General features: G+C 75.5%; 1 protein-coding gene and 2 pseudogenes. 2 read left to right on the top strand and 1 reads right to left on the bottom strand.

What is annotated here, in order from left to right; genetic code table 11:
- Nucleotides 1-303: pseudogene (locus tag IH13_RS44600) on the top strand (transposase); the annotation flags it as partial.
- A gap of 51 nt (nucleotides 304-354) precedes the next feature.
- Here IH13_RS44600 and IH13_RS0114590 read toward each other — a convergent pair.
- On the bottom strand, nucleotides 355-1,119 hold the full coding sequence (locus IH13_RS0114590; protein ID WP_031084514.1) for a class I SAM-dependent methyltransferase: 765 nt from the start codon (nucleotides 1,117-1,119) through the stop codon (nucleotides 355-357).
- A gap of 121 nt (nucleotides 1,120-1,240) precedes the next feature.
- Between IH13_RS0114590 and IH13_RS0114585 the strand changes: the two are divergent.
- Nucleotides 1,241-1,547 (top strand): annotated as a pseudogene (locus tag IH13_RS0114585) (hypothetical protein); the annotation flags it as partial.

Raw genomic sequence — 1,547 nt, 5'->3', positions numbered from 1 at the left:
CACCGACGCGGTCTGGGACGAGGAGGAGGAACGCGATCCAGAGATCCTGGTCGTGGTGGACGCCGGCTACGACGTTCCCCGGCTGGCCTTCCTTCTGCAAAATCCGCGGTGCAGGTACTGGGACGCATGCGCTCGGACCGCGTCCTACGACGCGCGGTCCCGTCGCGCGAGCCCGGTGTCCGGGGTCGGCCGCCCCGTCATGGCGGCGAGTTCGTGTTCGGTGACCCGGCCACCTGGGACACCCCCGACGCCCAGACAGTCACCACGGCCCGCCTCTACGGCACCGCCACCGCGCGGGGGTGGCGGAACGTACGGGCCGGCGCGGCCGCGCACCCGGTCGGCGGAGCGGTCGGCTCAGGGGTGGGCGACGGCCAGGCTCACCACGTAGGGCTCCTCCACCACGCCGTCCGGGAAGAGCGCGGCCAGCCGCTCGCGTTCCGGGTCCAGGAAGCCACGGGCCGCCTCCGGGCCGATCATCAGGAAGTCCGAGTAGCTGGCGAGGTTGGCCAGGTGGACGTCGAGGGGTACGCGCCGGCTCCACGGCAGCCGGCGGGTGGTGAAGTCCGCTCCGGCGGGCAGCTCGCGCGCGAAGGCACCGGTCTCCTCGCCGGGCTCCGGGGCGCCGAAGAAGCGGCGCAGCCGTGCGTCCTGTCCGGCCGCCCACGGGACGCTCGCGTCGGAGTCGTTCCACCAGAGCGCGAGGGCGCCGCCCGGGCGCAGCACCCGCCGGGCCTCCGGCAGGGACCGCTCCGGATCGGTCCAGTGCCAGGCCTGGGCGTACGTCACCACGTCGCAGGACCCGGAGCGCAGCGGAAGCCGGTCGCCGTCGCCCCGGACGAGCGGCACACCGGGCAGGGCGCGGCGGAACTCCGCGGCCATGCCGTCGCCCGGCTCCACCGCGGTCACCCTGGCGCCGCGTGCGTGCAGGAGGACGGTGCCGAGGCCGGTCCCCGCCCCGACGTCCGCGACGCGGCTGCCGGCGAGGCCGAAGCCGGCCAGTTCCTCGACGGCGTCCAGGAGGGAGGGCGGGTAGGAGGGGCGGGCGGCCGCGTAGACGGCGGCGGCCGTGTCGAAGGACCGCGCCTGGGCGGAGGACCGGGTCGGGGAAGGGGGCGTCATGCAGTCATCCTCGGCCCTACGGCGCCGGCCGGGGCCCGTTGTCCGGAATGCGCCCCTGGGGAGGCGTACGCCCCGGGGCGTGCCGGAGTGACCATCCCACCATTCGCTCGTTCAGCTGAACGTGCCCCCACTGCGAGCTGAACCGCCGTCCACCGCCCGCCCTCCCGGGGAACCGGCGGAGCTGACCGACGCCCAGCGGGCCGAGGCCGCTCTCACCGAGCACTACGCGCGGCTGGTACGGATCGGCTATCTCGTGCTTCCCCCCTCGCTGGGCCGCAACCGTCGGGTGCTGACCGCGCATTGGCTCGTCCAGCGCGCACTGCCCCGGGCGCACGCTCCGGAGCACGCCGGGGCGCCGTACGGGGACCAGGAGTGCGCCTACGCGTACGTACGGCTGCGGGTGGTGCGCTCCGCGCTCACGGCGGGGT

Origin of the sequence: Streptomyces sp. NRRL WC-3549, assembly GCF_000721935.1 — a bacterium.
Classification (GTDB): domain Bacteria; phylum Actinomycetota; class Actinomycetes; order Streptomycetales; family Streptomycetaceae; genus Streptomyces.
This window is presented reverse-complemented; position numbering and strand designations above follow the sequence as displayed.